This window comes from Taibaiella sp. KBW10 (assembly GCF_003852495.1).
Taxonomy (GTDB): domain Bacteria; phylum Bacteroidota; class Bacteroidia; order Chitinophagales; family Chitinophagaceae; genus Edaphocola.
In genome coordinates this window covers 585,104-610,082 of the sequence record NZ_QAJI01000001.1, presented here as the reverse complement: position 1 = coordinate 610,082, position 24,979 = coordinate 585,104, and the positions used below count along the sequence as shown (strand labels likewise).

The 24,979-nt window shown below is 40.6% G+C and carries 19 protein-coding genes; 10 read left to right on the top strand and 9 right to left on the bottom strand.

Annotation, left to right across the window (positions count from 1 at the left end; genetic code table 11):
* Window positions 1-9 precede the first annotated feature (9 nt).
* Both DBR32_RS02660 and DBR32_RS02655 read left to right on the top strand, forming a co-directional pair.
* Window positions 10-1,896 (top strand): T9SS type A sorting domain-containing protein, encoded by a 1,887-nt coding sequence (locus DBR32_RS02660; protein ID WP_124634730.1) that lies wholly within the window; start codon window positions 10-12, stop codon window positions 1,894-1,896.
* 115 nt (window positions 1,897-2,011) lie between these two features.
* Window positions 2,012-2,794 (top strand): T9SS type A sorting domain-containing protein, encoded by a 783-nt coding sequence (locus tag DBR32_RS02655; RefSeq protein ID WP_124634729.1) that lies wholly within the window; start codon window positions 2,012-2,014, stop codon window positions 2,792-2,794.
* A gap of 153 nt (window positions 2,795-2,947) precedes the next feature.
* Here DBR32_RS02655 and DBR32_RS02650 read toward each other — a convergent pair whose 3' ends face one another.
* On the bottom strand, window positions 2,948-3,997 hold the full coding sequence (locus DBR32_RS02650) for a T9SS type A sorting domain-containing protein (protein ID WP_124634728.1): 1,050 nt from the start codon (window positions 3,995-3,997) through the stop codon (window positions 2,948-2,950).
* Window positions 3,998-4,351: 354 nt separating this feature from the next.
* Here DBR32_RS02650 and DBR32_RS02645 point away from each other — a divergent pair, with 354 nt between their 5' ends.
* On the top strand, window positions 4,352-5,536 hold the full coding sequence (locus tag DBR32_RS02645; RefSeq protein ID WP_124634727.1) for a hypothetical protein: 1,185 nt from the start codon (window positions 4,352-4,354) through the stop codon (window positions 5,534-5,536).
* Between the two features lie 145 nt (window positions 5,537-5,681).
* Complete coding sequence (locus DBR32_RS02640; RefSeq protein ID WP_124634726.1) at window positions 5,682-8,096, top strand: S9 family peptidase; 2,415 nt, start codon at window positions 5,682-5,684, stop codon at window positions 8,094-8,096.
* A 290-nt stretch (window positions 8,097-8,386) separates the two neighbouring features.
* Here the strand turns inward: DBR32_RS02640 and DBR32_RS02635 are convergent, their stop codons facing one another.
* The 6 genes from DBR32_RS02635 to DBR32_RS02610 all read right to left on the bottom strand — a co-directional run bounded on the left by DBR32_RS02635 (window position 8,387) and on the right by DBR32_RS02610 (window position 14,045).
* Window positions 8,387-9,208, bottom strand: coding sequence for a YoaK family protein (locus DBR32_RS02635; protein WP_124634725.1), 822 nt, complete (start codon window positions 9,206-9,208; stop codon window positions 8,387-8,389).
* Window positions 9,209-9,219: 11 nt separating this feature from the next.
* A complete protein-coding gene (locus tag DBR32_RS02630) occupies window positions 9,220-9,663 on the bottom strand; it encodes a hypothetical protein (RefSeq protein WP_124634724.1) in 444 nt (147 codons plus the stop codon).
* A gap of 17 nt (window positions 9,664-9,680) precedes the next feature.
* A complete protein-coding gene (locus tag DBR32_RS02625; RefSeq protein ID WP_124634723.1) occupies window positions 9,681-10,196 on the bottom strand; it encodes a hypothetical protein in 516 nt (171 codons plus the stop codon).
* Between the two features lie 151 nt (window positions 10,197-10,347).
* On the bottom strand, window positions 10,348-11,745 hold the full coding sequence (locus DBR32_RS02620) for a HAMP domain-containing sensor histidine kinase (protein ID WP_124634722.1): 1,398 nt from the start codon (window positions 11,743-11,745) through the stop codon (window positions 10,348-10,350).
* Window positions 11,746-11,766: 21 nt separating this feature from the next.
* The gene (locus tag DBR32_RS02615; RefSeq protein ID WP_124634721.1) at window positions 11,767-12,468 is read right to left on the bottom strand and encodes a response regulator transcription factor; all 702 of its coding nucleotides are present in this window, start codon (window positions 12,466-12,468) and stop codon (window positions 11,767-11,769) included.
* A gap of 191 nt (window positions 12,469-12,659) precedes the next feature.
* Complete coding sequence (locus DBR32_RS02610; protein WP_124634720.1) at window positions 12,660-14,045, bottom strand: LutB/LldF family L-lactate oxidation iron-sulfur protein; 1,386 nt, start codon at window positions 14,043-14,045, stop codon at window positions 12,660-12,662.
* A gap of 273 nt (window positions 14,046-14,318) precedes the next feature.
* Between DBR32_RS02610 and DBR32_RS02605 the strand changes: the two genes are divergently transcribed.
* The 3 genes from DBR32_RS02605 to DBR32_RS02595 are packed head-to-tail and all read left to right on the top strand — an operon-like array spanning window position 14,319 to window position 17,555.
* Window positions 14,319-15,014 carry a TIGR00730 family Rossman fold protein gene (locus DBR32_RS02605; RefSeq protein ID WP_124634719.1) on the top strand — a complete coding sequence of 232 codons (696 nt, stop codon included), beginning with the start codon at window positions 14,319-14,321 and terminating at the stop codon, window positions 15,012-15,014.
* Window positions 15,015-15,022: 8 nt separating this feature from the next.
* The gene (locus DBR32_RS02600; protein ID WP_124634718.1) at window positions 15,023-15,676 is read left to right on the top strand and encodes an O-methyltransferase; all 654 of its coding nucleotides are present in this window, start codon (window positions 15,023-15,025) and stop codon (window positions 15,674-15,676) included.
* Between the two features lie 22 nt (window positions 15,677-15,698).
* Window positions 15,699-17,555, top strand: a complete 1,857-nt coding sequence (locus tag DBR32_RS02595) for a glucosaminidase domain-containing protein (RefSeq protein ID WP_124634717.1) — start codon at window positions 15,699-15,701, stop codon at window positions 17,553-17,555.
* A 72-nt stretch (window positions 17,556-17,627) separates the two neighbouring features.
* Here DBR32_RS02595 and DBR32_RS02590 read toward each other — a convergent pair whose 3' ends face one another.
* Entirely contained in the window at window positions 17,628-18,302 is a 675-nt protein-coding gene (locus DBR32_RS02590) for a YggS family pyridoxal phosphate-dependent enzyme (RefSeq protein ID WP_124634716.1), read from the bottom strand.
* A gap of 13 nt (window positions 18,303-18,315) precedes the next feature.
* Complete coding sequence (gene panB, locus DBR32_RS02585) at window positions 18,316-19,131, bottom strand: 3-methyl-2-oxobutanoate hydroxymethyltransferase (RefSeq protein ID WP_124634715.1); 816 nt, start codon at window positions 19,129-19,131, stop codon at window positions 18,316-18,318.
* A gap of 278 nt (window positions 19,132-19,409) precedes the next feature.
* On the opposite strand from panB, the gene DBR32_RS02580 reads away from it, so the two are divergent.
* The 3 genes from DBR32_RS02580 (at window position 19,410) to DBR32_RS02570 (ending at window position 24,913) form a co-directional block, all read left to right on the top strand.
* Window positions 19,410-23,102, top strand: coding sequence for a S8 family peptidase (locus tag DBR32_RS02580; RefSeq protein WP_124634714.1), 3,693 nt, complete (start codon window positions 19,410-19,412; stop codon window positions 23,100-23,102).
* Window positions 23,103-23,290: 188 nt separating this feature from the next.
* Window positions 23,291-24,265 carry a deoxyhypusine synthase family protein gene (locus DBR32_RS02575; RefSeq protein ID WP_124634713.1) on the top strand — a complete coding sequence of 325 codons (975 nt, stop codon included), beginning with the start codon at window positions 23,291-23,293 and terminating at the stop codon, window positions 24,263-24,265.
* A gap of 102 nt (window positions 24,266-24,367) precedes the next feature.
* A complete protein-coding gene (locus DBR32_RS02570; protein ID WP_124634712.1) occupies window positions 24,368-24,913 on the top strand; it encodes a DUF1697 domain-containing protein in 546 nt (181 codons plus the stop codon).
* The last annotated feature ends 66 nt before the right edge of the window (window positions 24,914-24,979 follow it).

Below are 24,979 nucleotides of genomic sequence, written 5' to 3'. Positions count from 1 at the left end.
TTTTAAAAAATGAAAAAAAGTCTACTTTTATTAGGAACATTTATCACTTTAGCTGGTGTTTCCAATGCGCAAAAACTGTCGCTTTATGAAGAATTTTCCGGAGAGAACTGTGGTCCCTGTGCGGCAAATAACCCGGCTTTAATGACGCTGTTAGGTAATAATACTACTAAAGCATTGTTGTTGAAATATCAATCTCCTATTCCTTCCGGAGGTCCTATCTATGGTCAGAATACCGTAGATGTTCAAAATAGAATGACCTATTACACTGTACCTTTTGCTCCTTATGGAAGAATTAATGGTAAAGTAGTAGGTGGTGCAGGACAAGGAAACATCTCTCAAACAACGCAGGCAATCATTGATGCTGCTGCTTTGGAAACAACTCCTTTTACCTTAACAGTAGGTACACCAACTTATACTGGTAGTAACTTCTCTGTTGCCGTTACGATTACAGCAACCAGCGCAGTAACCAATAATGCCAATCTTAAATTACGTTTTGCAGTTGCAGAAGATTTGGAATTTTCAGTAGCTCCTGGTACAAACGGAGAAAAGTCTTTCCACCATGTAATGCGTAAGATGTATCCTTCTGCTGAGGGTCAGGCGGTACAATCTACATTTACAGTAGGTCAAACACAAACGATTACGGTTACAGGTGCTTTGCCTGCTTACATGTCTACTGAGTTCAACAGATTTTTTGTTGCTTGGGTACAGGATGATAGTAATAAAGAAGTATTGCAAGCGGGAAAATCAATTTCTTTGCCTAATGCCACAAATGCAGTTGCCTCTAACAGTGTTTCTGTAGCCTCTAATTTGCAATGTGGTGCTACCGGTTCTTATGTTCCTGTAGTATCTATTAAAAATACAGGTTCTGCAGCCTTAACTTCTGCAACTATCTATTACAAATTAAATAATGATGCTTACCAGAGCTATCAATGGACTGGTAGTTCTTTAGCAGCAGGTGCTTCTACGAATGTAACCTTACCGGCTGTAGCCATTACGACTCCGGGTGCACATGTAATCACCGATTCAGTTGCGATGCCAAATGCTGTGGCTGATGCTTTTACAGGTAATAATGTAAACGCAACTAGTGTATATCTGTTAAATGCAACTAATGAGGCTTTGCCATTGGCTAATGACTTTGAAGCCGCTAATGGTTTATGGGTTCCTTTGGCAGGTACTAGTGGTGCGCCAATCTTAAGAGCTACTGCAACAGGTAGAGGATATAACGGTTCAAATTATATGTTATATTTCCCTAGTTTCTCTGTAGAATCAGGTAACGGATATCATATCATCCCTAAAGCGGATATGGCAGCAGGCGCTAAAACCTTAGAGTTTTATGTTGCTTATGCACAATATAATGCAAGTTCAAATGAGAAACTGGAAGTAGTGTATACTACTGATTGTGGGGTTACATGGACTTCCGTTTGGGATAAATCAGGTACTGCTTTGTCTACGGCACCAGCAACAACATCTCAATTCATACCTAGTGGTAACGCTCAATGGAGATTAGAAGCTGTTGATGTATCTACAGTACCTCAAGGTGCGAGATTAGGCTTCAGAGGTACTTCTACTTATGGTAACAACATTTTCATTGATAATGTAAGACTGCGTACTGGTCCAACTTCTATCAATAACGTGATTGCAGAAGGTACTATTAAGACTTATCCTAGCCCTGCGACAAATGAGTTGAATGTAGAAATCAATATGACTAAAGCTTCTAAAGTAACTTTCAGCATGGTAAATGCTTTAGGTCAAGAAGTTGGTACTGCTGTATCTGAAAACTTTGGTTTAGGCGCTCAACGCACTAAATTAGATGTTTCTGCTTTAGCTGCAGGTATCTATTACTTGAACATTACTACTCCTGAAGGAGCTACACAACAAAAATTTGTAAAAAAATAATTATTGTTTAGCAGTAATATTATTACAAAAGACTGACTTGTTAAAATTGTCAGTCTTTTGTATTTTTAATATAATATATTCGTAAATTTGAGAGAACAAATAATAAATTAAAATAATGATGAAAAAAATCTTTATTCTTTCCGCTTTGTGCCTTGGTTTTGCTGTAACGAATACAAATGCACAAGTATTCGAGTTGGAAGCGGATACCGTAACCGTAACTACTGCGGGTTTAAATGTTACAGACCCGAATGTGGTGCTTGATGATGCGGTAACGCTCTATAACCATGTGAATAATGTTTCAGGTGCAAACCTGAGTGGTCTTAAATGGCAAATTATACAAAGCTTTGATTCTGCAAATGCACCATACAAAGGCTGGTATATTTATACTTTTTGTGATAACTTCATATGTTATACTACATCTAACTTAACTGTTCCGGGTTCAAATCCTGTTACCTATAAAGAATTCACATTTGCTGATATTGCAGATCGTGCACGTTCCGATTTTAAGATGCAGGTTGTAGTACCCTCTACTACGCCTAATGGTACTGTAGGTGTCGCAAAAGTTAGGGTATGGAATAGTACGCAAGCGGATACAGCTACATTTATTGTGAAAAAAGGGAATTCCAATAGTATTGGAGTTGTTAAAATGAATGATAACAGAGTGACCGTATATCCTAATCCTGCAAATGGTAGTGATGTAACTATCTTTGTGAATAAAGATTTGAAAGGTACAGAAGCCAAAATCTACAATTTGTTAGGTGCGGAAATGAGTGCCGTTAAAGTAAGCAATGAGTTGGCTAGTGTAAACACTGCTGCTTTTGCTGCAGGTACTTATATAGTTAAAATTCAAAATGCTATGGGCGAAGTAATTGCGACCCGGAAGTTGATTAAGAACTAAGTCATTTAATATAAGAGATATTCTATAGTGATGATTACAGAAAATGCCTGANNATCAGGCATTTTCTGTAATCATTTTATCAGTGATAATCTTGTACATAAAAGAGGGGCAGATATGTAACATATCTGCCCCTCTTTTATGGTTCATCATCCTTTATTTGTTCACGATGATCTTGTATTGTTTTTGATCAGCACTGATATAATAAACCCCGTTAGATAAATTATCCAGAGAAAAAGATACCGCTGTACCTGAATTGCTGTTGACCATTACTTTTTGTTGCTGACCAATAGCATTATACAGACTTAAAGTGTTAGCATCTTTTATACCGTCTACCGTTACGGCATTGCCGGTAGCAGGATTAGGATACACACTCACCAGGCCCGTTTCAGTAGCACCACCACTCACCATCACAATTGCAGAATAGATCGCTGTACCATCATTGTCCGTTTGTTGTAAGCGGTAGTATGTTTTGCTTGTTACATTAGTTGCTGTAAAGGTATACGCTAATCTTTCGGTGCTGTTACCTTCCTTAGCTAAGCTGTTTACAAAACCTATGCTATGCCAATCACGGGCATTAGTACTGGATTCTATCGCAAAACCTTTGTTGTTGTGTTCACTTACGGTAAGCCATTTCAGGGAAACTTGTCCATTGTTATTTTGTGCAGTAAAGCTTTCCAAGCTTACCGGCAGAGGAGCGATAGTGGCAGGAGTAGATCCTGCGGTTTGGCTTGGTATTCCGGGTGCGTTTACAGCAAGGCCTACACTTGTCAAGATTTCATTAATCACATTGGGATTCGTATATAATCCGGTACCGGTCACTAATGTACTTGTTCCGGAGTTGGGGCCATAAGAAGTCATGCTGCCCGATGCTGTAGCTACGGGGATAGAACTGGTGCTTTGTGCGCTTTGGAAAGAACCGGAACTGTTTTTGTAAAATTTAATTTCATAAGCATAAAAATTTCCGGAATTTCCTGTACCGGTGATGGTATTGGCATAATTCAGTTTGATATTGTATTGGAAACTACCCGGCCCGTAATAGGTGATAACATCGATTCCGGTGATCGTAATTTTTGTATTCAGGGTATAACCGTTTGTAGATGCGATAGGACTTACATTGTAACTAACTTGTGCGTTAGATTGTACGGCTATACCGATTAAGATAGCTAAGAGCAAAGATGCTTTTTTGTAAAGCGACGTTTTCATAATAATGAAATTTATGTATTGAAAAAAAATGAGTATTATAACTTAATCCTACGATCTGTTAGGATATACGATATTTAATTTCAAAGGGTTTGACTATTATCAGAATATCAATTTGTTATGATATGAATGTGGATAATATCAATGTATAATGTAGTGAGGTATTTTAAGATAGCTGTGTGTGTTAGGGCGGCAAATATAGAATCAGAAAAGCTAAGTATGTCTATAAAATATGTGATATAACGGGTTATTAACTTGGGTTAACATAATTCTCCCGATTTATATGTATGAATAGATAGGCTCTATGTTAAATAATTATTATCATTTCTGTATATTTCGTATATTTATATAGTGAAAATGTTTTGCAACATATGGTTTAGAGGGTTGATTTTATTATTGTTGACCATTGGACATACTACATATGCCCAAACGATTGACATTTATAAAGAAGCTTTTCATATCCCTAACATCGTTGCAGATATAGCACCCATGCAGGAGGCGGTAACCGTTGCAAATGTGCAGCAGTATACACGGCAGTTGGAACAAAGTAACTATCAGGTCGTGGCTCATGCGCTCGGTGCGTACAAAGAAGAACATCATCTTAGTGATTGGATGTACTATCAAATGGTACGCAGGACGGCTAATTATTTAAACCCCAAAGTCACAAATTATGTATCCTATACTTTATTGAAATGGTATTTCATGAGAGAGACTGGGTTTGATGTGCGCCTTGCTATTATAAAAGAACAATTATTGTTTTATGTGCAGAGTAATGAGGATGTGTATGATGTTCCTTACTTTGTTTATGAAGGCAAATCTTATATATGCCTTAACCGTCATGACTTCCAGAAAATCGATTTTGATCGGGATGAACTACAGAATATACCTTTGGATGTTCCTAAAAATAAGCTGTCCGCATTTTCTTATAAGATAAATCAGCTACCGGATTTTACGGAAAATAACTTTAGCAATAAACTGATTGATTTTACCTTTAATAATGTGCCCTATCAATTTGATATTAAAGTCAATAAGGCTATGGACACCTTATTTGTTAATTATCCTGTATTAAATTACGATGCCTATTTTAATATTCCCGTCAGTAACAGTACGTATCAAACCCTTATTCCCGAGTTGAAAAAGGCAATTCATAAAATGCCACAGCGAAAAGGTGTGGAATACCTGATGGAGTTTGTCCGCAATGCATTTACTTATGAAAGTGATATTGTAGCAGTAGGTAAAGAGCAGCGTTTTTCTCCGGAACTGACGCTGATCAATGATAAAAGTGATTGTGATGACCGCATTGCTTTGTTTTATTTTCTGGTAAAGGAAGTATATAATCTGCCTATGGTTGTTGTGCGTTATCCAAGCCACGTGATGCTTGCAGTAAAGCTGGATCATATTAAAGGTGCTACCGTTTCTTACAATAATGAGCAGTATGTGATTTGTGAACCCACACCGCAGGCGAAAGCCCTTAAAGTCGGGGAGATTGCTGATAAGTATAAAAATCAGGTATACGAGATTGCGTATGCTTATCATCCATAAAGGGACTTTCCTCAATAAATTTTCTTCTTCTTAGTGAATTTTAATCCTGGTTATGGCCGCAAGGCCTTATGAATAGCGCAATATTGCTTATTTTTAAGCATTCAATTTTATTGCTTTATTTTTCAACCACTCTTAAACTTTATTTATGAAGAAACTTAGCCTCTTATTACTGCTTGCCCTAAGCCATCTGGCCGACGCACAGGAAAACCTGAGCTACCAAAAACCTTCTGCAGACATATATGCTTTAGCGGATTATGAAAGAAGCCCATCTGTAAGCATGGATTCGAAAAAAGAATACATGTTGCTTTCTTACAGAAATACCTATAAGACGCTTGAAGACCTGAATCAGGAAGAAATGCGCCTGGGTGGTTTACGGATCAACCCAATCACCAATATTTCTTCTACAACGACTTACCTCAATAACATTAAAATAAGGAAAATAAAGGCTTATACGGCAGCTCCTACGCAAGTAAGCGGATTGCCCGCCAATCCACAGATCACGAATCTGTCCTGGTCGCCTGATGAGCATAAAATAGCCTTTACCAATACCACATCTAAAGGCGTGGAACTTTGGGTAATTGACGTCGCTACGGCAACAGCCACCAAGCTTACTGAAGACCGTATCAATGCCAATATGGGTAGTCCCGTTAGTTGGTTTAAAGATAATGAGCACTTGTTGGTGAGCATGATACCAGAGGACAGAGCAGCACTGATCAATGCGGCCAAAGACCTGCCTAAAGGACCTACCGTTTCGGTAGCAGAAGGAACGGTATCACAAAACCGTACCTATGCGGATTTATTAAAGAATAAAACGGATGAGCAAAACTTTGAAACCCTGACGGGCAGTGAACTCTATAAAGTGTCGCTGAGCGGGCAAAAAACGCCTTTCCTCTCGAAAGCACTGTATGCCGGCCAAAGCTTTTCTCCCGATGGAAAGTATATCCTGATTTCGACCATACAGAAGCCCTTCTCTTACATTGTACCTTTAAGCCGCTTTCCTAGTATAACCAAGGTATATGATGTACAGGGAAAGGAGATAAAAACAGTGAACCAGGTACCCCTTACCGAGATCATGCCTAAAGGCTTTATGTCGACCCGTACCGGTAAAAGAAGCATGAGCTGGAGAGCCGATAAACCGGCGACGCTATTTTTTGTAGAGGCTTTAGACGGAGGGGATCCTGCTGTGAAAGCAGATTACAGAGATGAGCTTTTTAGCTGGCAGGCGCCTTTTACTGCTGAGCCGGTATCTTTTGGTAAAGTGAAACAACGTTTTGCCGGAATTGTTTGGGGCAACGATCAGGTGGCAATGGTTTATGATCAATGGTATGATACCCGCAACGAGAAAACATATCTTTTTAGCCCTGCTGCGAAAAATGAATCACCAAAAATACTGTTCGACAGAAATTCGCAGGATATCTACAGCGATCCGGGTAGTTTCGAAACAAAACGTAATGAATATGGGAGAGCGGTATTGGCTATGGAAAACAATAACCTGTACCTGATCGGAGAAGGACATACGGCTAAAGGCCAGTTTCCTTTTATTGATGAATACAGCTTAAGTACTTTAAAGTCGAAAAGATTATATCAGTCTGCCTATACCGATAAGAAAGAGGAAATTAACAGCATTGAAGATTTTAAAAAGGGTATTGCGCTGATCGTATTACAATCTAAAAATGAGTATCCGAATTACTATTTCAGAAACTTTAAACAAAAAAACAAAACGGAGCAGATCACCTTCAATAAAAATCCGTTTGAAAGCATAAAGAATGTAGATAAACAAGTGATCAAATACAAGCGTGCCGATGGGGTAGACCTTTCCGGAACGCTATACTTACCAGCAGGTTATGATAAGACAAAAAAGGAAAAATTACCTTTGCTGATCTGGGCCTATCCTGAAGAATTTAAAGATAAAAGCAGCGCTGGGCAAAACAACCAGAACTCCAATGAATTTACCTTTCCTTATTACGGGACCTTTATTTATTGGGTCACCAAAGGTTATGCGGTATTGGACAATGCCTCTTTCCCGATTATCGGTGAGGGCGATAAAGAACCCAATGATAATTTTATCGAACAATTGGTGGCCAATGGAAAAGCGGCGATTGACGCGGTAGATGCTTTGGGTTATATTGACAGAACAAGGGTTGGTGTTGGCGGGCACTCTTATGGTGCTTTTATGACGGCCAATTTGCTGACACATTGTGATCTGTTTGCTTGTGGCATTGCCCGTAGCGGTGCGTATAACCGTACCCTGACTCCCTTTGGGTTTCAGTCAGAGCAGCGCAATTTCTGGGATGTACCCAATATATACAGCGAAATGTCCCCTTTTAATTCAGCTAATAAAATGAAGAAACCTATTTTGTTAGTACATGGAGAAGCCGATAACAATCCCGGAACCTTTACATTACAAACCGAGCGTTATTTCCAGGCCTTGAAAGGCTTGGGGGCGAATGCCCGTATGGTGATCTTACCTAAAGAAAGTCATGGCTATGTTGCAAAGGAAAATATCATGCATTTATTATGGGAGCAAGAGCAGTTCTTAGATAAGTATTTGAAAAAATAAACGAATTATTGACGCAATAGTAAAAGGCAGGTGGATCAATCCACCTGCCTTTTTTTGTATGATCCATCGACCCTTAGCCGAAACCTTCCTGATGTTTTTTTAGATTGCTTACACTAGCCTCACAAGGATAAATTTGACTTTGCAGATTTTTAATATTTGTCCTGCCGAGAGTCGGAGGGGTATGTCCATAAATTGTTTATTTCTGGGCATTAAAAAATGGGGGCAGAACGAATCTACCACCCATTATCTCTACTATAGGTAGAACAAAACGAATTAATACGGTATAAGCCTTATTGTAACAATACTTTACCGGTATGTATATTTTTTTCTTTTGAAGCGACCGATGACAGGGGTGTTTGTTCTTCCTGCAGTTCTTCCGTCTTTCTCTTCCTGATCTTTAATAAAAAGCTTACCGATCTGATTTTGTAGAAATCATATGCAATCACAAACAAGAGGAATAAAGAAACGACATAGAACACCTGGAATTTTAATACACTATAAGCCAGGCTCGAGACCAATGCCCCCAACAAGTAAGCGGAAAAGATACTCAGCAGTAATTTTGCCTTGTCTTTGATGTGTTGCTTATTCCGGTACTCTTTATGGGTAAACATGGAAAACAGGATGGCCAGATCAGTTGTTGCTCCGGTAAGGTGCGTGGTCTTTACTGCAAAGTTTGAAATACTGGCGGTAAGTCCGTTCTGCAGGCCCATGGCAAATAACATCAGCATCAGCAGTACTTCCGTTTCGATAAGGCTGTCTTTGTAATAATAGCTGCCATAGACACCTACAAATAAAAGACAGGCCATTTCCAGTATGATCGGCATCGCATGTGCCAGATAAGCGTTTCTTTTGTTGAAATGAATGACAATAAAATTTGAGATAAAACTCCCTACGAAAAAAGAAGCAATGAATAAAGAAACGATCACAAATTGGTAGAGATTACCTTTGATCAGTTCTGCGATCATTACGGCAAAATAACCGGTTACGTTTGAAGTAAAAGAGAAAAATAACAGGAAGGAGGCTACATTCACCATTCCTGCTACGAATGCAGTAAGGCCGCCCAATTTTATGTTGTCACTTAATGTTCTGCTGTTGCTATATTTCCTTAACATTGCTATTTTTTTTAAGTCTTCTCAAATATTAATTTTGCCGATTCTTTTACGTGTATGTCCGTCAGGTAATTCAGTTCTATTTTGTCGCCTTCAATGGCCGAGATGTCGTAGTGTTCTGTAATATCGCCGTCAGTAATTTCCAATATATTACCCCTTCCTTTTAGCGACCATTTCATGGTTTTGATGCGATCATCTGCCTTAGTCAGTACCAATACACCGTTTTTCTTAAAGTCCCAGGTTTCTGCTGTATGAATGCGGATGCTGTCTTCTGCGGAGCGGTTCTGTCGGTGCGCTAGGTTATGCAACAAGAAATGATCTGCTTCCTTATACTCCCAGGTCAATTCTTTCCAAGTGCCCAGAAAGTCTTTTTCGGGTGTTTTGATCTCATCAAACAGTAAGCATAGCGGACTGAATAATAAAACAATAAAGACGGTATAAATGATTTTTGTAGGCATGATGCGCGATTTTTAGGTTATTGGCTTAAAGCCATTTGGTTGTTGAACAGCGAAGAGATATCTGCTGCATCTGCACTTAGAGATGATCCTTCCTGTTCACAATTAATCTTCGTGATTTTTACCGCCGCTTTAGTTTTTAAAGCATATTTCGTCAGGTCAAAACTCTTCTTATTGCAAGGTTTGAAACTGCGGTTTTCCGAAACCACGATCTCTTCAATTTTATTACCGTTCAGGTAATTTTGAAAGGCACTTTGGTTATGGCCGGTAAAAATGTCGATGTGTATATTCTTTAGCTTACTATCGTATTTGTTTTGCAGGATTTTTACCGCATCTTCAAAGTGTTCGATATTTAATTCCTTTAATAAACGGTATTTAGAAAAGAACAGCAGATCACTGATAGAGTCTGACAAAGTCTGTCCATGTGCCAGCACAATATCAAAAGAGCTGTCCGGCGGGCTCTGCTGCAGATATGATTTTAATACCTTTAAAGAATCTATAGAAAAATCTGTGGGTAATAATACTTTGTGAGCCATAATGAGAACGTTTTGTTTGTATAATGCAAAAGTAGTTCCACCAAATTAGAGGCTCCTAAGAGGCATGTAAGAATGCAATTAGAATTCCGGGCTCATATTAAAATGAGATTAGAATAGAAGATTTAACAATATTTCTAGTGATTTATCGGACTTACTGTGTATGGGCAATGGGCAGGTCAATCTGCACCGTAGTCCCCATGTTTTCGGTAGCCCTTACGGTAATCTTACCCGAATGCATCCGGATGATATTGCGGGTAAGCGGCAGGCCAATGCCATATCCTTCATATTTTTGGGTATTAGAGGCCCGGAAGAAGGGATCATAAATGTACTTTAATTCGTCCTTAGGAATACCAATGCCGGTATCGCGGATCACGATAAATACTTTATCATTAGAAGCACCTATAGATACGTGTACGACCTGATTGTCGGAATATTTACAACCATTGCCGATAATATTGGTAAAGGCGAGATGCAGTAATTGTTCATTACCCACCACTTTTAATTTTTTAGAATTTTCGGGTAAAAGGCTGGTGTCAAAATGCACCTTATTCTTCTGATCGAGTTTCTCGATCGTCGCAATACAATCCCATAAAAGCTGGTCGATGCGTACTTTTTCAAATTTTTGCACCTTACCATCAAAACCCGTTTGTGCCAAAAAGAGCAAGGCTTTGGTTTTTCGGTCGAGCTTTCCGGCCTCGTCTAAAATGATGGACAGGGTTTCTACATATTCCTCGGTACTTCTTATTTTAGAGAGACATACATCTGCTGTACCGATAATCCCGGTGAGTGGGGTGCGCAGCTCATGAGAGGCATTGCTGATAAAATTATTCTGTGTTTCAAAAGAAGTTTCGATCCGGTTCAGCATATCATTGAAGGTCCCGATCAGTTTGTTTAATTCATTATTATAGCGTTCCTCATCCAACCTTAAGTGCAGGTTTTCCGAGCTGATCTGTTTTACCTTATTCGTAATACGGTCAATCGGTTTGAAGATGTTTTTAGAGACATACACTGATGCGACAAGGGCAAACAGTGTCGCAATGGCTATGGAGAAGAGCAGGGTTCTTTGCAGATACCGGATCAATTTGTTTTCAAAATAGTTTTCAGCAGAAGCGATCACATAGTAGCTGCGCCCGTTGTATTTATATAATACCCCTTTGTATAGTATTTTGTCCTTGATATACTCCGCATCTCCGGTTTTGGCTAAGGTATTGAAGAAGCTAATCGGTATGCGTAAGGAGTCGGAAAAGATCTTATGCTGATAGGTGTTGCTGCCTTCTATCTTAAAGACATAGTCATTCTCATTCTTTAATTTTTCTGATACATCTTTGTGAATCACACTATATCCCGAAACGAAGGTAGAATCGCGGTTGGCACCGTCTACACTGATTTTCGCTACCGTATTGGCCCGGATTTTCAAAGTGTTGAAAAAATCGTCATACATATAATTATTAATGGATACATATACGATTACCCCTAAAATAATGGTCAGCCCGATGATGGATAAAAACAGCATCATGATGGCCTTAAACTGTATGTTGATTTTACTCATAAGCCCTTTGGTTTTGCCCGGTTAGTCGGTTTTCAATACATAGCCCATGCCGATAACCGTATGGATTAATTTGCTATGATTGAAGGGTTCTACTTTTTTGCGAAGATAGTTAACATATACATCCACCACATTGGTCGACATATTAAAATCTACATCCCATACCTTTTCCAGGATTTCCATGCGGGACAAGACCTTGTTTTGATTTTTCAAGAAATACAGCAACAGGCGGTATTCGGTACTGGTTAGTTGTATCTCCCGATCATCTCTCGTCACTACTTTGGTATAATCATTTAAGATAAGATCATCAATGCGGTAGATGTGTTCCTGCTCCTCACTATTCACCCGGTCCATTTCCGTATGTTCCGTTCTCCTCAATAAAGTTTTGATGCGTGCGACCAGCTCTATAAACTTAAATGGCTTTACTAAATAATCATCTGCACCGGATTCCAGGCCAATCACTACATTTTCAGAAGTCCCCAAGGCGGTTAAAAACAGGATGGGTACTTTGGCGTTCTTTTGCCTGATGGCTTTGCAGACTTCAATACCATTCATTTCGGGAAGCATAATGTCCAGGACGATCAGGTCAAAGTAATTGTGTTCAAACATCGTCAACCCCATTTTTCCATCCAAAGCCACACTCACCTCATAACCATCTTCGCTCAGTCCCTTTGTAATAAAGGACACGACATGAGCTTCATCTTCTACCAGTAATATTTTTTTCATTTCCTATTTTATATATGCTGTTATGCATGGGATCCCTGTATAGACGAGGGGCAGCATAGGTTATCGAAGGTATAAAAAATATACTTTTAGCTTCCATTTTATCTTTAACCGCCTATAAATTATCCTTATACATCATGAAAACAGCCACCTTATAAAAGGTGGCTGTGGGTTATACGGTTTGCTTTCTGTACTTAATCTTTACTGCTTTTCTGATGCTCTTTCCATAATTTGGCAAAACTCTTTTTAGGAAAAACAGGTACCTCTCTGGAGTCGCCCCACATGGGTGCAAATAATTTATCAAAGACTTTATTCTTTATATTACTACTCGCGAGGTTCATTAAGGGCCGGTAAGATACACCCGCTTTAAAGAGCTTCCAACCTATCTTCTCTTTCATCTCACTATGTCCCTCGTCTACATAAATACTACGGTTCTCCAGCAGCATTTCATGGATATTTATTTTTACGGGGCATACCTCTGTACAGTTTCCGCAAAGGCTGGAGGCGAAACTCAAATGCCCGTTTTCCTGCATACTGGTGAGGTGTGGCGTAATTACAGCCCCTATAGGCCCGCTATAGGTAGTGCCATAGCTGTGGCCGCCGATATTCTTATACACCGGACAAGCATTAAGGCAAGAGCCGCAGCGAATACAATACATACTTTCTCTTACTTCGCTACGCAGTAAATTGGTACGTCCGTTATCCAAAAGGATCACATACATTTCCTCTGGTCCGTCCAATTCATTTGTGGTGCGTGGCCCGAAGAAAAGGGTGTTGTAAACCGTTAGTTTCTGCCCGGTGCCAAAGGTGGACAGCAAGGGCCAGAAATGTGCAATATCTTTTAAGGAGGGAATTACTTTTTCGATACCCACAATCGCAATGTGAATTTTGGGTAAAGAAGTCGTCAGCCGTCCGTTGCCTTCATTTTCCGTAATGCTGATCGCGCCGGAGTCTGCAATGATAAAATTGCCTCCGGTGATACCTACATCAGCTGTCAGGAATTTAGAGCGGAGCTTTTCGCGTGCAATAAGTGTCAGCTCTTTTGGGCTTAAGTTAGGAGCGGTACCCAGTTTTTCATGAAACAAAGTTGCAATGTCTTCTTTGCTTTTATGCATCGCCGGCGTTACAATATGGTAAGGTGGTTCTCCGTCCAATTGCTGTATATATTCTCCCAGATCGGTTTCTACCGATTCAATACCCATTTTTTCGAGGAAAGCATTCAGGTGTATCTCCTCCGTCACCATCGATTTAGACTTGACAATCGTCTTCGCCTTAGCTCGTTCACATATTTCAGCAATCGCAGCCAAGGCTTCTTCCGCATCTTCTGCCCAGATTACCTTTCCACCATGTTCCGAAAACTTTTTCTCAAAATTTTCCAGATTTTTATCCAACTCCTCAATAGCCTTCCACTTAATGTTTTTAGCCCTTTTTCGCGCAATCTCTAATTCGGCATACTGATGCTTGCCATTAATGACAGCAGCATTATATTTATCAATATTAAAAGCAATCGTTTTACGATGCTTGCTGTCATTTACTTTTATCTTGCTTTTCTCCAGAAAAATATCTTTCGTTTCGCCCATAATTACTACACTCCTGAATGTTTTAATACACTAAGGTAAGACGATTCGGGCACATAATCTTAAGGGCAACAAGATATTGCAGAAAAATGCACGATGCAGGAAGCCGCTATAGAGCACTAATACCTGCTTGTAAATGTTACGAATTATGGCTGTTTGGTAACAGGTTTAGAGGGGTTACATATAAGATTTAAGGAAAATGTAAAACTATGGAAAGGGGGCAGGCGTAACGGTTATTAATCTTATCTTTGGGGTTTAATAAATGGAATAATTTTAATGGAGTATTTTAAAAAGGTTAGAGAAAGAGATTGGACAGAGCCTAAAGCGCATTCGAGCTGGCAGATTTTTAAAATTATGGCGGAGTTTGTAGAAGGATTTGAAAAATTAAATAAAATAGGGCCCTGCATTTCGATTTTCGGATCTGCAAGAACAAAACCGGAAGACAGGTATTATAAATTAACGGTAGAAATTGCCCAAAAGCTTTCTGAAATAGGATTTGGGATTATTAGCGGTGGCGGACCGGGTATTATGGAAGCGGCCAATAAAGGCGCTTTTGAAGTAGGGGGCAAATCGGTGGGTTTAAACATCTTCTTGCCACATGAGCAACACCATAACCCCTATTTGGACACGGATAAAAATTTGAGTTTCGATTATTTCTTTATCCGGAAATTAATGTTCACCAAGTATGCACAAGGTTTTATTATGATGCCGGGTGGTTGGGGTACGATGGATGAGTTTTTTGAAATAGCCACTTTGGTACAAACACAAAAATCCATTAACCTTCCCTTGGTATGCGTAGGCAAATCGTATTGGCAAGGATTGTTCGACTGGATGAGAGCAACCATGCTGGACGGTCATCATAATATTAATGAACAAGACCTTGACCTGATTAAAATATACGATACTGCAGATGAAGTGGTGGACTATATCAATCAGTTTTACGCTAACAATAAGCTGGTGCCCAATTTCTAAATTAAGATATGGAACAACATCAAATCACTTCCCAAGCGATTAATGAGTATGCAGAACAGTATTCTCAGGAAGAATCTGGCGTACTTAAATCCCTGAATGAGGCGACCCTTGCGAATGTGCGTGGGGCGCAAATGCTCTCCGGAGCACTGCAGGGATCATTCCTCAGTATCATCAGTAAATTGATAAAGCCTAAGCATATTCTGGAATTAGGTACCTATACCGGTTACTCCGCCATTTGTCTGGCACAAGGGCTAGCCGAAGGAGGAACTTTGCACACGATCGATACCGACGATAGCCTGCAGCAAATGCGTCAAGCCTATTGGAAAGAGGCTGGATTGGAGCAGATAATTGTACAACATATCGGTGCTGCGGCGGAGGTCTTGCCGAAAATAGACGTTTCTTTTGATCTTGTATTTATTGATGCGGACAAAAAAAACTATGGCCTTTATTTCGATATGCTGATCGATACTTTACCCCTTGGCGCCTGCTTGATTGCAGATAATGTGCTTTTTCATAGTGAAGTGGTCTTAGCCGAAGCCGAACAAAGCAAGTCGGCACAATCGATGCATGCCTTTAATGAAAAAATAAAAGCCTCCGATCGCGTAGAGCAGGTAATACTCCCTATCCGGGATGGAATCAGCCTGATCAGGAAAATAAAATAATATCAAACTAAAACAATATACAATGACCATAAGATCTTTATCCTGGATGTTAGCTACCCTTGCGATAGGCACAGGTAGTGCTTCGTACGCGCAACAAAGCCAGAACAGAGATGTGCTGGATTATATCGAAAAATATAAAGCGGTAGCCGTTGCAGAGCAACAGCGTACCGGTATTCCGGCTGCCATCACACTGGCACAAGGAATTCATGAATCCGCATCGGGAAAGAGTGAATTGAGCCTTAATGCCCATAATCATTTTGGCATTAAATGCAAGAGCACCTGGTTAGGCGAAACCTATACCTATACAGACGATGCAAAGGATGAATGTTTCCGGAAATATGAAAGTGATTTGCATTCTTATAAAGATCATTCCGACTTTTTAAAGAACAATCCCAGATACCTTTCCTTGTTCAGCCTGGCACAAAACGATTATAAATCCTGGGCTAATGGCTTAAAAAAATGTGGCTATGCGACCAATCCCAAATATGCGCAAAAGCTCATTGATCTTATAGAACGCTACGACCTGCAACAATATACCGTAGCCTATGAATACTTTCAGCTGAAGGATTCGGATGGCGCGATAGAAGCGATTGCCTCTACCGATAAATACTTTGGGTTGAACAATCAGGATACGGTAATCCGTAAACCCAAAAGAAGAACAGATGACGGTAATGTGTTTGCCAATGTTCCGGAAGAAAACGAAACAGAGGCCCCTGCCGTAAAACCGCCTGCCGTCAAATCAATACCGGAACCGAGAAGCGTTGATTATTATGTAATCACCAATAGAAACGGGATCAAAGGATTTTATGCACCGCAGGGCGATTTACTGCTGAATGCAGCCAATAAAAATAATATCCGCTACGCCAAATTGTTAGATTTAAATGATCTGGCCGATGCGCCGTTGCCGGAAGATATGTTCATCTATCTGGGCAAGAAAAACAAAACCGGCTATGAAGCAAACCATACGGTTGTACTGGGGGAGACCATCTCTATCATTGCTCAGGATCAAGGTATGCGCATGAAAGAATTGTTAGCGTTTAATCATTTGTTGCCGGGAGAAGAACCTGCAGAGGGTACCGTATTGTATTTGCAGGGTATTGCCCCGCAAAAACCCGACTTGAGCAGACAACAATACAATACTTCCAAGTACAACAATATAGACCGCGTAGCTAAAAACAATAATGAGTATATCGCTACCGGTAATGCACCCAAATATACCAGCGAACCCAATGATCCTAAGATGAGGGCTTTGCAAAAACAAGAGGAGCAAAAAACGACGGAGCAGGCGGCAACGCCTCTTGCTCAGGGGCAACAGCAGGAAGATTTTAATATTGCCAACGAACCCGCGGTAGAAGAGCAGTTACAAGCCGAAAATGTGGGAACTACCACAGCAGCAGCTACTGCTCCGGAAAAAGAAATGTCTTCTTTAGATCGTTTAAAAGCCAAGCTGGATAAGTCGGTATATGGCGGAACGGCACCTGCTGTGACAACGACGAATAACAATAATGCCAATCGGAATAATGTTACTCCGTCTGCCGTTAATAATAACGTAAACAAGAATACTCCGAGTACAGCAGCAAGTTCGATTGACACGAAAAGTGCTCATAGTTCTTTAAAAAATAAGATAAACCAGCACCAACAGGAGCAACAGCAGGAAGGTTATCGCGCGCAACCGGTTGTGGAACGCCCCAATAATGTTGTCAATACCGCACCTGCCCCGGCTAAGCACAGTCAATCCGGTGTGCATGTGGTAAAGAAAGGAGAAACTGCCTTTGGAATTGCCAAGCAATATGGGATTACTGTAGACCAATTGGTTAAATGGAATAAATTGCCGGCCAGTGGAAGTGTATCGCTCGGTGCTAAACTGAAAGTGAAATAAAAAGGATTTTTCTATAAGTAAAAAGGTTCCACATCATATGTGGAACCTTTTTTGTATCGTTCTTATGTTTGTTTATGATCTTCTGCCAAACAGCAGGCTGCCTATTCTCACCATTGTTGCCCCTTCGGCAATAGCGATCGGATAATCGCCGCTCATACCCATCGACAGGGTGTCAAAATGAGGGTCTAATAAAAACGTGCTTCCTTTGAGTACTTCGAAACTTTGTTTTAGATTTTTAAACTCAGTACGTATTAATGCTTCATCTTCAGAAAAACTGGCCATACCCATTAGTCCCCTGATGCTTACATGTTGTAACACCTCTTTTTTCTGATCAAAGTATTCCCCGAATCGGATCAGATCAGTTTCATCAAATCCAAACTTAGATTCCTCTTTCGCAATATGCATTTGTAACAAACAATCAATAACCCTATTGTTTTTCTGACCTTGTTTGTTGATCTCTTCCAATAGTTTAATACTGTCTACCCCATGGATTAGGTGTACAAAGGGCGCAATATATTTTACTTTATTACTTTGTAAGTGGCCTATAAAATGCCAATGTAAATCCTTAGGAAGTAAAGCTTCCTTTTCCACGAGTTCCTGCACATAATTCTCACCAAAATCCCGCTGCCCCAGATCATACAAAGCTTGTATATCGTAAGCCGGTTTGATTTTAGAAACGGCTACGAGTGTGGTTTTTGTACTGTTTAAGATCGTTATGATTTCCTGGTATGCCTTTGTATTCACCATAATCTAAAATAAATTAATATTGCTCCTGATCGTTAGGGAAATCTTTACTTTTTACATCCGCAATATATTTTGCTGTTGCATGATGAATGTCATCTCTCAGGTTAGCATATCGGCGTAGGAATCTTGGAGAAAAATCTTTTGTAATGCCCAGCAAATCGTGCATCACCAATACCTGGCCATCTACATGCATTCCTGCACCGATACCAATAACGGGAATACTTAATTCTTCAGAAATGCGCTTACCTAAAGTTGCCGGAATTTTTTCCAGCACCAAAGCAAAGGCACCTGCCTCCTGTACCGCATGGGCATTCTTGATCAGCAGTTCAGCTTCCACCTCTTCTTTGGCACGTACCGTGTAGGTGCCGAATTTATAGATAGATTGCGGGGTTAAGCCTAAGTGGCCCATGACCGGAATACCCGAACTCACAATCCGCGCAATAGAATCACATACTTCCAAGCCGCCTTCCAGTTTTACCGCATGCGCACCCGCCTCTTTCATGATGCGTATAGAAGAGTTTAAGGCCTCTTTACTATTGCCCTGATAGGTGCCAAATGGTAAATCACATACGACAAAACAACGCTTGGCACCACGTACCACAGAGCCCGCCATAAAGATCATCTGATCCAAAGTAATCGGCAGTGTTGTTTCATAACCCATCATCACGTTAGAAGCAGAGTCGCCCACCAAAATAATATCGATACCTGCTTCGTCAAAAATGCCCGAGAAAGCAAAATCGTAGGCGGTAATCATGGATATCTTTTCTCCCTTTACTTTCATTTTCTGAAGGGTGTGGGTTGTCACTCTTTTTATTTCGCTATGTACAGACATTGTTTCTGGTTTTTTATAAAAAAATAATCTCCAAATGTAAGGCATTATTAAATCCAAAAGGATAATTATTACTGATACCTGATTATGTATTGTACCCTCTTTATTCTCTGTAAGTATGCCCTTCAGATATAGCATATAGATGAATATAGGGTGCCCGATGGATTTTTGAATTTGTATAGGATCCTATGTATCGTCGATAAAATGATGTGGTATTTCCCTTATCATTTAGTGTTTTTTTGCAATATCTTTGAAAGGACTTTAACCAAACATTCGAAAAAATGAAAACATTATTACAGAACCTACTGGTTAGCATGATGCTGGCCGGGGGAGTGCATCATGCGTCGGCACAACAGCTCCTGACCGAAAAAGGTACCATTGAATTAAAAAGGCAGACGGTAGGGGAATACCGGCAAAAAGGCCTTATTGATTTTGCTGCCTATCAGAAGCAATATTTACTCCTTTCTTTTGATCGCATTCTGACTGCGGAACAACGAAAAGCAGTAGAGTCAATTGGCATAGTCTTGAAAGACTGGTATCCCGGCAATGGCTATATAAGCAGAATGCCCGAATTGGATAAAAGCCTTAATGCTTTGGAGGAGTTGAGTAATCGGGAACTGATTCCACTGAGCGGTATTACCGATCTTCCGGCCATAATAAAGATCAGCACCGCATTGACCGGTTTTCTTGACCAGCAAGCGTTATTTGGCAAGGCGATCATGATTAGCGTTTATGATACGGCCGATATGCCCTTACTTACGGAATACCTGAAGCAATTAGGCCTACAATATACGCGGGAAGCATACTGCGGTGATAATGCGATCGTGATCAAAAATATTTCAAAAGAAAATTTGACTTCAATCACAAGTTTGTCTTTTGTTGCTTCTGCAGAGGTTTATGCCGGAACGCCGGAAGATGAATGGGCATTTAAACTATTCTCCAATCAGGTATTACCGGTTAATTACCAGTATACGCTTGGCGCGAGTGGAAATGGGGTGTACTTCGGAAATTATGAAACCTTTGGTGTGGATACGGCTTATGATTTTAATATGAAAGGCAGGCAGCATCCACAGTTTTTCGGAACGGATGTTAACGGTCATGGTACCAGTTGTGCCGCGATCGTTGGCGCAGCAAATAATTATAATGAATTTGAAGACCGGGGTATGGCTCCAGGGGTTACTTCCTTGTATGTGGATTGGTATAATATTGCCGAGAGCCGTTATTTAAATGATAATATAAAACCTATGGTGAGCAATCATTCTGTAGGTTGGAGTGCGGGACAGGTAAGTTATAATAACGATGCGCGGCAATTGGATCGCATTACGAGAAGTCTTGGAGGCTATCTCCACAGTTATTCTGCAGGTAACAATGGTGATTCTGGTCCTTTTAATGGTTATTCCGCAGGTTGGGCCAATCTGACCGGAGATATAAAAGTGAATAAAAATAATTTTACCGTCCACTCTGCAGCCCGACCAGGAGAGCATCACGAGTGGACCAATAATGGGCCTACTGCGGATGGTCGCCTGAAGCCTGATGTATGTGCCGAAGGTGGAGAAGGAAGCTCTTATGCCTCCCCCGGCGTGATGGGCTTGGCCGCTATTTTGTACGAAGTATATACTAATACCTATAATACGGCTCCCAGAAGTGATGTTGTCAAGGCTGTAATCTTAAATACCGCTTATGATATAGATAAGAAAGGGATTGACTTTAAAACAGGCTTTGGCACCATTAATCCTATCCGGGCTAAAAGAACGATTGAGCAGCAACGGATTCTTACAGGCGTAATGCCACAAGGGTCTGCGGGTGCAGCACAGTATGTTCTTAATGTTCCGGCTGGTACGAGTGAAGCCCGGTTTATGCTATACTGGCACGATTATCAGGGCGCCTCCGGTGCAGTCAAGGCGCTCGTAAATGACTTGGATATGTACCTTGTCGCTCCGACGGGAGATACGCTACGGCCATGGGTACTCAATCCGACGCCAAGTACGGTTTATGACCTCCCTTTAAGGAAAAAAGACACTTTGAATAATGTGGAGCAAGTGACCATTGATAATCCTTTGGCCGGCAATTACACGGTTTATGTAAACGGAACTGTAGTGCCGCAAGGCCCCCAGGATTATGTGTTGACTTATGATATGTTGCCTTATCATATCGAGATCACCAACCCGGTATCAGACTATCGCATACCGGCCGGTAAAAATATGATGTTTACCTGGAACCTTTCCAATAATACTGCAGTCAATACCGACAGCCTGGAGCTGTATCTGCAACGCAATAGCGGGGAAGCTTTTGCTCTATTGGCTACCTTGGCCCCTGACAAAAAATATTATGAATACACCATTCCAGCATCCTTTCCTCATAGTGCTACAGCACGTATTATGGTGAAACAAAGAAATCAATCCATAGTAGATACGAGCGAATATTTTCAGGTAATGGCAACACCTGCTAACCTTGCCTTAACCCGTATTTGTGCTGATACCATAGGTTTACAATGGGATACGCTATCTAATAATACAGGCGGGAAATATATCATCTACCGTCTTGGTGAAAAATATATGTACCCGGTCGATAGCGTTGCGCATCCTGCGCGCAACATTCGTCTGGCGGCAACCAGTGTGTTAGGTGCCGGACAACAATGGACGGGAACACAATATTTTGCAGTGGCCGCAAGACATACATCCGGCGCATTAAGCATACGTTCACTTCCTGTTAGTACAATGCAGACCGATCCTCTTATCAATAATAGTGTACCCGCAACCAGTACCTTGTGCTACGGCGATACGGCTAAGCTTACTGTGGGTAGCCTGCAAAATGACAGTGTGCAGTGGTTTCGGATGGGCAACAGTACCGTATTAGCTACCGGGACGCAGTTGCCAAGAACAATTTATGATACCGGCTCTTATTACTTTAAGACTTATTTGAATAATTGTACCTATACCGGTCCTGCGTATACGGTTAATGCTGGTCCGGCTAATATTGCAGATACAGCACTTTGGGGGAATTTTGAATGGCTTGTTTCTGCATACAAAGACGGTAGTACCGGCAGCAATCCTTATTATGGTACCAATCCAAAATATTATGGCAAATTCAGGACAGACAGCCTGGGATTCAATAGTAGTGATTATTATGCATGGTATAGTTCCGGGCCCAGTACCGCTGCCGGGTATCAGGGATGCGATTTCACTTCAGCCACTAATGCCACCACGGTGTATAAGCGTAAGGGTTTTACTGCAGGTACCTATCAGATTAATTTGCGCAGAGCGGCAGGTAAACTGAAAATGACGATATACAATGGCAGCAATACACAATATACCAGTCCTAATAATGCATTTACCGTCAATAATATATGGACGGGCTTTCTGGATGCAAACAGCACAATAAGAGTAGAGGCATACGGCTCACATAATTATATTGAAATCGTCCCTTTGGCTGTCCCCTTGTCCGCCAGCCTGAAGCGATTTGAAGCGACCACAATGTCCAACAAACAGGTTGCACTTGACTTTACCCTAAATGCGACAATGCCTCATATGAAACTGTATGCCCATCAAAGCAGCGATGCTCATACTTTTGAACGGATAGTGTCTTCGATAATGCTGTTGGAAGGGACACATACATATCGGATGATAGACGAACATCCGGCAGAAGGCATGAATTATTACCGCTTATACTGGACAAATGATGATGGCAATATTCAATATAGCCCTGTAAATAATGTGATGGTGACCGATAAGACGCCGGTAAAAGTTTTCCCTACGCTTAGTCATGATGGTAAAATTAATGTTCAATTGGGCGCCGGTTGGGCATCGACACAATGTTTGATTACCAATATGCTGGGTCAGCAGGTCTCTGCTGTAATTGTCGGAAATGACTATCATAAAGTGATTTCTTTAGGTGCATTGCCGCCTGGTATGTATCTGCTGACCTTGAAAAACCCCGGCCATACACAAGTATTTAAAGTAATATACAAGCCTTAAGGAAGGGAGGATTATCTATAGGTTGGCTTTGGTTTTCATAGTTTATTATGTAATGAATATTAATCAGTTTGCTGCCTGGAGCCTATAGATGGAATACACAAATTTTAACCTTAAAAGTCTATTTATTTGCCTTACTTTTGCGGGATATTTTCAAACATTTACAATACTAAACTTATAATATTACAACAATGAGTAAAGGTCCTGTTTCTCAGTTTATCGAACATCATTACAGACACTTCAATGCCGCTGCATTGGTAGATGCTGCAAAAGGTTATGAAACACATCTGAATGAAGGTGGAAAAATGTTGGTCTCTCTTGCCGGTGCTATGAGTACAGCAGAATTAGGTATTTCGCTGGCCGAAATGATTCGTCAGGATAAGGTAGCAATTATCTCTTGTACCGGTGCAAACCTGGAAGAAGATGTGATGAATTTAGTGGCACACTCACATTACAAGCGTGTACCCAATTATCGCGACCTTACTCCGCAGGACGAGTGGGATTTATTGGAAAATCACTACAATCGTGTAACGGATACCTGTATTCCGGAAGAAGAAGCCTTTCGCCGTTTGCAAAAGCACTTGGTAAAAGCATGGAAAGAAGCCGAAGCAAAAGGAGAACGTTATTTTCCACATGAGTTCTTATTTCAGGTAGTGAAAAGCGGGGAGTTGGAACAATATTATGAGATCGATCCTAAAGATTCATGGATCGTAGCGGCAGCAGAAAAAAATATTCCTATTGTCGTTCCGGGTTGGGAAGATAGTACTACCGGTAATATCTTTGCCAGTTACTGTATCAAAGGTGAATTGCAGGTAAGTACTGTGAAAAACGGGATTGACTATATGATCTTCTTAACCGAGTGGTATCGTGCCAACAGTGGTGGTAAAGGTGTAGGCTTCTTCCAGATTGGCGGTGGTATTGCCGGCGATTTCCCGATCTGTGTGGTACCAATGATGTATCAGGATCTGGAATGGCATGATGTTCCGTTCTGGTCTTATTTCTGTCAGATCTCCGATTCCACTACTTCCTATGGTTCTTATTCAGGAGCAGTGCCTAATGAAAAAATTACTTGGGGAAAACTGGATATCAATACCCCTAAATATATTGTAGAAAGTGATGCCACAATTGTTGCACCGCTTATTTTTGCCTATATCCTGGGTCATTAATGCATACTTTTTATTGTCTTAAAAATACCTATAAGTTTTTATAGGTATTTTTTTTATAATACTATCCTTGTTGTAGGAAACATAAATAAAATTGAATCAAAAATGAATGTAAGTATTGCTTTATTGCGCGGTATCAATGTAGGCGGCAACAATATGATTAAAATGGCCGACTTGAAAACGGTGCTTAGTGAAGCGGGTTTGCAAGAGGTTACCACCTATATTCAAAGTGGTAACATTGTCTTTCGACATAATGATAAACTGGATGATGCGGCCCTAACCACACTCATTCAGAATAGTATCCGGAACCATTTTGGATTGAATATCCCGGTCATCATACGTTCTAGGGAAGAGTGGCAACAGATTCTGAACGAAAATCCTTATGCTGCTTCAGGCGTAGAAGATGCTGTTAACTGGCATTATATGCTGCTTTCCAAAGTGCCGGACGCGTCTTTGCTATCGGCTATAAAAGCAGAACAATACCTTCCGGATGTTTTTCAGTTGGTTCATCAGACTATCTATCTTCATATTCAGAAATTTGGCAATACTAAATTGACCAATACCTTATTTGATAAGAAATTGCAGCTTACCACAACCGTTCGTAATCATAAAACCATGATGGCGATCGCCGAAATTGCCGCTAAAATATAAGGAGCGGCACGCTGCATCAGAACGCTTTTGCCCTTAGTAAAGCGAGAATCCGTTATCTTTGCGGGT